This is a genomic window from Methanobacterium sp., from assembly GCA_030017655.1.
Taxonomy (GTDB): domain Archaea; phylum Methanobacteriota; class Methanobacteria; order Methanobacteriales; family Methanobacteriaceae; genus Methanobacterium_D.
Window position 1 is genome coordinate 126359 of sequence record JASEIM010000002.1, and the last position, 8105, is coordinate 134463.

Genomic DNA, 8105 nt, shown 5'->3' on the forward strand with positions numbered 1-8105 from the left:
AAAAGGCGGTAAGATCATGAAAGTTGAAGATGTAATGAATGACGAAGTAATTATAATTCAGGAAAACGAACAGGTTAATCATGCCAGGAACCTCATGCTCAAACACGGATTTAGCAGAGTCATAGTAGTGGACAGGGATGAAAATCCAATCGGGATTGTTACAGAAAAAGATTTAACCCGAAAACTAAGAGGAAACGGCCCTACATGGAAAAGGAGACCAATAGATACTATAGCAATAAGGAGAGTAATGAGCAATGGTCTTATAACAGTGGATGTGGATGATGATTTAAGAGAAGCCGTAGAAATCATGATTCAAAATAAAATAAGCTCAGTACCTGTTGTTGATGATGAAGGATTGGCAGGGATAGTTACAAAAACAGACTTAATGAATTTTTATGCCTCAAAATTCCAGAACAGATGGAAAGTATCAAATCTGATGACCAAAGATGTGGTGACTGTAAACGAAAACCATACCATCACACACGTCATTAACGTTATGGAAGAAAATAACATCGATGGAGTCGTTGTAATGTTCGACGGTGAAATTGCAGGCATTATAACTCCTGCAAACATATCCTTTGCACAGGTAGAACACCCCGAAACAGGAGTAAGTGTTGAAAGAGTCTATTTCATAAGACAGGGAGTTGAAGGTGGGGATAAACGGAAAGCAAGAGAAATATCAATGCTAACTGCTGGAGACATAATGAACGAAGATTTCGTGAAAATCAGCCCTGATGAAGATGCAGTGGAAGCTGCAAAATTAATGTATAACTCAGAAATAAGCCATATTCCTGTTGTAGAAGATGATAATCTTGTTGGAATAATCACAAAAACTGACATAATCAAAGGAATACAGTAAGAAAGTAAAAATATTAAATTTTGATTATATGTTCTTTAAATCATGAAATGAGGAATAAAAATGCATATAAAAAATATAATGAGCAGAGAAGTTGTTGTAATAGATAAAGACCAGAATATTCACGATGCATTAAAAATCATGAAAAAACGAAAAGTTTCAAGATTACCTGTGATAAACACCAACGGAAACAATGAAAAACAGCTTGTAGGTATTATTACCGAAAAAGATATTGCTTTAAGGCTTGGTTCATCAAGATACGGTAATCTAGCCCCTTCACATTTCTACATTTCAACAGTGATGAGCCCCGATCCAATTACAGTAGAAAGCAGCACAAGCCTGGGAAAAGCTGCAAAAATCATGGTTGACAATAAAATCGGAGGAATGCCCGTTGTAGATGATGGGGAAATAACCGGTATCATAACCAAAACCGATTTTATAAAAACATGCCAGGGGATCCCCTACACTGATACACTTGTCAAAGAAAGAATGAAAAGGAATCTGATGACCATAAATCCGCAGGATAGGCTTGTACATGCTAGAAGAATGATTATTGACGAAGAAATCGGAAGACTACCTGTTGTAGATGGAAATCAGCTTGAAGGTATCCTTACTGCAAAGGACATAGCAAACTCAATGATTTCATTCAGAAAAGTCGTTCCTGACAAATATCAGTCTGCAAGAATAAGAAATCTGATTGTAGAGGATATAATGACCCAGAACGTTAGAACAATAAATGAAGCCGCGACAATTGCTGATCTTTCCACATTTATGCTGGAGGAAGATTTCAGCGGAGTTCCTGTTGTAAATGAAGACCATGAACTGGCAGGAATAATCACTAAAACAGATATCCTGAATTACATTGTTGAATTGGAGGAGGTCCACTGAATTTTACCCGAAATAAAGTGTCCAAATTGCGGCAAGGACATGAACATTGATTGGAGGAGGAACAACACCCTCACTAACTTTTTTTTTAACTGTTCTTCCTGTGATTTAGAATCAAGAATTGTTATAGAAGATTTCCTGGATAAAAAACTCCAGAATATTCTGAATATAAAAGCAGAGAAGCTTAATGATGCCATAGAAAAGGGAATAATTAAATTCTTTGAATTCCACAGCCATCCAGCATTGCAGTTTAAAAAAGGCATCGGTAAAATAGAAGAGGGCAGCATAATTTATTTTAGAGATAAAATTGAAGTCATAAGAGGATTTCCAAAGATTAGAAGAACATTAATGCTATCTCCAACCATTAAAAATCATTTTAAAGATAAAGTTGTGATTGAAGAAAAAATGAATGGATACAACGTCCGTATAGCGTTTATTGGGGATGAAATTATCGCTCTTACAAGAAGAGGATATATGTGCCCATACACAACAAAAAAAGCCGTTGAAATACTGGATTTAACCCCCTTCTTTAATGATAATCCAGATCTTGTAATCTGCGGGGAAATGGTAGGAACTGATAATCCATACGTATCCCACTACTACGAAGAAATTGGAAATCTCGGATTTAGAGTGTTTGATATTAGAAAAAAGGTTTCAAATGAACCTTTATCAATTAAAGAAAAGCAAGAAATCCTTAATAAATATAATTTACCCGGGGTAAGAAATTTCGGGACATTTAATGTTAATGAAGCGTCTGAAAAGGTAAAAGAAGTGATCAAGGAAATTGGCGAGAATAAAAGGGAAGGAGTGGTGATGAAAGACCCTGAAATGGAAATACCTCCACTTAAATATACTTCATCACGTGCCCATGACGATGAAATAAGTTATGCATTTACTTATCCCTTTGATTTTGGAAAAGACTTTTTCTTCAGCCGTGTTATAAGAGAGGGATTTCAGGCATATGAAATGAATGAAAGTGAAGAGGAGCTTCAAAAAAGAGCTCAAAGGCTTGGAGAAGCAATACTCAATTCAATGGTCGGTACGATTAAAAACGTGGCTTCTGGAAATCAGGCGACTGAAGATATGGTAATTGACGTTGAAACCGAAGAAGAAGCTGAAGAATTCCTGCGATATCTCCATAATCTTGGAGTATATGCAGTTCTACATAAATTTGAAGGCGATAAAGCAATTATAAGGAGAATATATCAATCTACAACCGATAAAGTTTCTAATCTCCTTAACGGCGGACTTTACTAATTTTAATAGAGATATTTAAATATAGGTGTGAAAAATATCTTAATTTTAAACTGATCCTCAGGTAAAAAAATGTCACATGATAAATCAAAGATATTTAAAATAGGGTTTCTCGGACCTTCAGGAACCTATGCAGAAGAGGCTGCATCTAAAATTAGTGGAGAATTAATACCATTTGATTCTATAATGGAAGTTCTGGATGCTGTGCAGAATGAAAATATAGATATTGGTGTTGTTCCCATTGAAAATTCGATAGAAGGTCCTGTTGGGATAACACTTGATCTTCTTGCACACGATTATGATCTAAAGATTAATAAGGAAATAATTCTACCAGTAAGGCATAATCTTCTTTTAAATGAAGGGGCAAACATTAAAGATATTGATACCATATATTCACATGCCCAGGCGCTTTCCCAGTGCCGTAAATTCATTGAAAAACTTGGAGCGAAACCTGTAGCAACCCCAAGCACTTCTAGTGCTGCAGAAATGATTTTAGGTAAAAAAAATGCTGCTGCAATTGGAACCAGGCAGGCTGCAGAAATATATGGATTGAAGATTGCAGAATCCAATATTCAGGACTACGATGATAATTTAACAAGGTTTGTTGTACTTGGCAGACATGATCATGTTCGGACTGGTCATGACAAAACTTCTGCCATTTTTTCGCTTATGGAGGATAAGCCCGGCGGACTTTATGAAGTTTTGGGTGAGTTTGCCAGAAAAGATATCAATTTAACTAAAATTGAATCACGTCCATCTAAAAAAAAGCTTGGAAATTACATATTTTTTATCGATTTTCAGGGCCATAGAGAGGATAAAAAGATCAAGAATGTTTTAAATACCATCAAAAACAAGATATCATATGTGAGGATCCTCGGATCATATCCTGTTGAGGAGGATGATTAAGATAACTCTTGAAAAGGAAAAAATTTTAAGAAGCTTAAAAGAGCTTGAAAGTGAATTTAATAAAGGTAAGATTCCCCAAAGGCATTATGAGGTTCAAAAAAGGCAGCTGGAAGAAAAGCTTGAAGCTTTTGAAGTTGCAAACAGAGTGCGAAGACTTCAGGGTAAAGAAACTGCTGAAGTACCTCTGGATGATGAAGAGGACACTGAAGAAGAGAATGAAGAATTATTTAAAAAGTATATCACTTCTCCAGGTCTTAAAGAGAAAAAGCTGGAAAAACCAAAAGATCAAGGTCGAATATCCCAGAATAAAATGATCGGGATTGCCCTTTTAGCTGCAGCATTCCTTATAGGTATTGTATTCGGCTCATTTAATATTGATCTGCCGACTGATGCTGCAAACACTAATTTATTCACAAATGAAAGTGCATTCCCACCTTTTGTCCTTAACAACACCACAAATACAACAAACATGACCAATACCACAAGAAACGCCACTAAGATCGTGAAGAATACTACAAAGAAAACAGTAACTCCACCCAAAACTAACACAACTCCAACACCCGAAGATCCATCAGGAAATGATACTGGTGGTGCTGGTGAGCCTGGGACAACTAAAACTATCAAAAACAACTCAAATTATAATTAAACCACATAATAAACATATTAATCAGCAAATATGAAATAGTAATGTTCTATTGCAATTTTAGCTGACTAATAATCAATTTTTTACATAAAAAAACCCGAATTCTGTCATATTTTTTTTTGCACTCTTTATTATTTTATTAAATAAAATAGAAAACTATATATTTATTTTCCCGATGATAATAGATAAAGAGGTAGATATATTGAAAAAAAACTTAATTTTAATTGCTCTCATTTCTGGAGTAGTTCTTGCATCTGGCTGTACCGACAGCGGGAACCAAAAAGGTAATACCACCAATGAAACCCAGACCTATCAGGGGGATGAATTCACATTTAATTACCCCAGCGACTGGCTGCAAATTCAGAATACAGCCCCTAACAGCACCTTGGCCATTGGAGATCCAGACTCTGCCGATGCTAATGGGAACGTTCAGGTAAGCGTTGTGGTCCAGAAAACCCTTATACCATCTGGAACAACACTGCAAGATTATTTTAATGCAACATATGCTCAATTTGCTGCACAAGATCTGGGGTATAAACCAATATCTGAAGGAACCGTCCTGATTAACGGTATAAATACCCTTGAAAATACTTACTATATAAATTCTGGCAACACACAGAAACGTGAACGTGCAATATGGATTCAGAAAAACCGTGTGATCTATATAATTCTCTGCAGCGCCCCAGTCTCAGACTATTCTTCAGAACAGAAAAAATTTGACACCATAGTTAACAGTTTTAGATTAATCTAAAAAAATATCTGTAATTATCTTCTTATCTACTATAAGAAACTCATGGTGATAAATTGAGAAAATATCTGTTTGTAATGTTTCTGATAGCTTCTCTGATTTTCAGCTCAGGTTGTACAAATAACCTTAATCAGACCTCCAATTTAACACCTCCAACTGCAAATAATACTTTCCAGGGAAGCGGAGTAACATTTGATTATCCTGCAGACTGGAAAGAAACAAACAAGACAGGAAAATATGTAATCGCCCACATCATTGACCCAAAAGCAAAAAGTGATGATAAAAAACCCGGAACGGTCGTTGAAATCTCAAAAAAAGAATCTTCAGGCATCCCCCTTGAAAGATTCTATGATGAGGTTAAATCAGGTGCATCGAATGTTGCCGGCTATCAACTATTATCTGAAAGATCCTATAAAGTGGACAATGTAACAGCATACGAGTTTACCTCAAAAGCAACTGATAAGAACGTTGAAGAGCAGTACAGGGTTGTATTGCTTGAAAAAAAAGGTTTTATTTATATGATTGCCTGTGGAACACGTTCTCCAACTTACCAGGGAGATAAATCACAGAGTTTTGACATGATAATAAATAGTTTCCAGATAACTGATTAGCCCAGATTAAATGATTTTGTCAATATAAAAGGAAAAAATATATTAGTCTGTTTTTTAGATGAAGTTACATAGAAAAAAAGAGGAAGTTAATTGAAAATCCAATTAAGAAAAAGGGAACCTAAAAAACGGCTTGTTGATTTTCGATACAAAAAAGAGGCGTTAGCTATCGCTATAGCCGTATTAGTAACCATCTTAGTCCTCATACTAACTAGCGGAGGCCCTGAAACCCCCGCTGTTACTAAAACACCCGTAAGCAAGGCCCCAGATATAAAAACCAAAATTTATTCAGCAGGGGACATTTACCTTGAATATCCAGAGACATGGAAAATCACAACCGACGAAATAAATAACAATAACATGCAGTTAGTGATTCAAGACCCCTCTTCAGTAGGCAATCCTGACAGTACAAAAGTTGCAGGTTTTACGGTGTTTAAAGTAGAAAAGGATCCATATCAAACCCTTGAACAGCGCAAAGAATCATTTATCCAAAGTATAAGAGAATCAGGTGCAAATATCAATTTAATATCATCAAACAATACGAATCTTAATGGAATAAATGCGGTTGAGGCAATATATGAAGGTACAGGACCAAAAAACGAGCAGATACAGCTTAAAGTAATTTACTTCGAGCAAAACAATCTGGTTTATATCCTGGCATTTCTTACAAGAGGAATGAATCTTCAAAGCCAGAAAGCAAACTTCGATGTGGTGATAAACAGCTTTAAGCTGCAATAACTCCCCATATCCATTTTTTTATTAAATAACCATCTCAACCTTCATTTATTATAAATATTTATTCAAGGAGTAACTAAAATCTAAATAAAATGGAAAGGTTTTTAATGAATCCCGATTAACAGTATAATATATATTAACGAATAGAATACAATATATTTGTTATACTATCTATTGGAAGATAAGTGAATAACCTTAAAATAGCTGCCTTAAAATCTGCTTTTATTTTAGCTGCTGCATCAGATTACGTACAAAGTAAAAAATATACTCAGTTATATCTACTTAAAAAATTTAAGTACTTAAAAGAACCGATATTTAAAAAAAGGCTTTACTGTGTTATTTACTGCCATGAAAAAAATTAATATTTTAGTTTCCAATATACAAATTTTTAATATAATGTTTAAACATTATCAGAAGAAGATGAAGGAGGAATTAATAATGGTATTGCCAGTATGCGATGTCTGTTTAAAGAGCGGAATGTTATGTCAGGGGTGTGAGAACAAATTAAAAAGTGGTGAGATCACCCAGCTGGATTTAGACATTGCAAAATTACTTTACAAACTTGGCGACGGGAAGATAGGCTTCAAAAAGACAATAGAAATTGGAGATGTCGTCATAATAGTAACAGAAAAGGAGAATGTGGGGAAACTCATAGGAAAAAGCGGGAAAATTGTAAGGGCAATATCAAAAAAAGTTGGAAAGAAAGTAAGAGTTATAGGCGAAGGTTCTGACTTTAAAGAGATTGCAAGGGATATTGTAGCCCCTGCAAGAATTTCAGGGATTAACATAGTCTATGGTAGAGACGGTGAGGAAAAATACAAGATAAGAGTAATGCGGGAAGACGCAAGAAGACTTCCAGCAAGATTAGATGTTTTAAACGATATTATGGATCAACTGTCCTCTGAAAAAACCGTTATTGTTATTGACGACCTCTAAAAATTGAATATTTTTAGGGCCCTCAAAAACAATGTGTTTGGGTTATGTGAAAATTTCTAATTTTCACGGCTGCAAAACTGAAAGTTTGCAAGTCGAAAGCAAGACTAACAAAAACATGGTTTTTGTAGCGTCAAAATCTTTAAAAGATTTCGATAGTAACAAAATCATAGATTTTGATAACTTATAATTTTTCCCCTTTTCATAAATAATTATCCATATCTTTAAGAGGTAAAAAATGGAAGTTGTACTTTGTATTACAGGAAGTATAGCCGCGATAGAATCCATTAAGCTTGCAAGGGAGCTTGCAAGAAATGGAATTAAAGTAAAATGCTTCATGAGCGATGGGGCATGTGAAATAATACATCCCTACACAATGGAATTTGCAACAGGCCGCTCAGTTGTCACCAGATTAACAGGTAAAATCGAGCATGTTAAATATGCTGATACAGATTTGATACTTGTTGCGCCGGCTACAGCGAACGTAATAAGCAAGTTCGCCTATAAAATTGCAGATAATCCAATTAACACCCTGTT

General features: G+C 35.1%; 10 protein-coding genes. All 10 read left to right on the top strand.

What is annotated here, in order from left to right:
* The first annotated feature begins 16 nt into the window (after positions 1-16).
* Positions 17-859 carry a CBS domain-containing protein gene (locus QMD61_01995; protein ID MDI6723399.1) on the top strand — a complete coding sequence of 281 codons (843 nt, stop codon included), beginning with the start codon at positions 17-19 and terminating at the stop codon, positions 857-859.
* A gap of 60 nt (positions 860-919) precedes the next feature.
* The gene (locus QMD61_02000; protein ID MDI6723400.1) at positions 920-1744 is read left to right on the top strand and encodes a CBS domain-containing protein; all 825 of its coding nucleotides are present in this window, start codon (positions 920-922) and stop codon (positions 1742-1744) included.
* A gap of 39 nt (positions 1745-1783) precedes the next feature.
* The gene (locus tag QMD61_02005) at positions 1784-2998 is read left to right on the top strand and encodes an RNA ligase (GenBank protein ID MDI6723401.1); all 1215 of its coding nucleotides are present in this window, start codon (positions 1784-1786) and stop codon (positions 2996-2998) included.
* A 69-nt stretch (positions 2999-3067) separates the two neighbouring features.
* Entirely contained in the window at positions 3068-3901 is an 834-nt protein-coding gene (gene pheA / locus QMD61_02010; GenBank protein ID MDI6723402.1) for a prephenate dehydratase, read from the top strand.
* Positions 3894-4547, top strand: a complete 654-nt coding sequence (locus QMD61_02015) for a hypothetical protein (protein MDI6723403.1) — start codon at positions 3894-3896, stop codon at positions 4545-4547. The genes pheA and QMD61_02015 overlap by 8 nt, the downstream gene beginning before the upstream one ends.
* Positions 4548-4746: 199 nt before the next feature.
* Positions 4747-5295, top strand: coding sequence for a PsbP-related protein (locus tag QMD61_02020; GenBank protein ID MDI6723404.1), 549 nt, complete (start codon positions 4747-4749; stop codon positions 5293-5295).
* A 53-nt stretch (positions 5296-5348) separates the two neighbouring features.
* On the top strand, positions 5349-5903 hold the full coding sequence (locus QMD61_02025) for a PsbP-related protein (protein MDI6723405.1): 555 nt from the start codon (positions 5349-5351) through the stop codon (positions 5901-5903).
* Between the two features lie 90 nt (positions 5904-5993).
* Entirely contained in the window at positions 5994-6638 is a 645-nt protein-coding gene (locus tag QMD61_02030; protein MDI6723406.1) for a PsbP-related protein, read from the top strand.
* 435 nt (positions 6639-7073) lie between these two features.
* A complete protein-coding gene (locus QMD61_02035) occupies positions 7074-7571 on the top strand; it encodes a transcription elongation factor NusA (GenBank protein ID MDI6723407.1) in 498 nt (165 codons plus the stop codon).
* A gap of 235 nt (positions 7572-7806) precedes the next feature.
* On the top strand, positions 7807-8105 hold a 299-nt coding region (locus QMD61_02040), incomplete at its 3' end, for a flavoprotein (protein MDI6723408.1).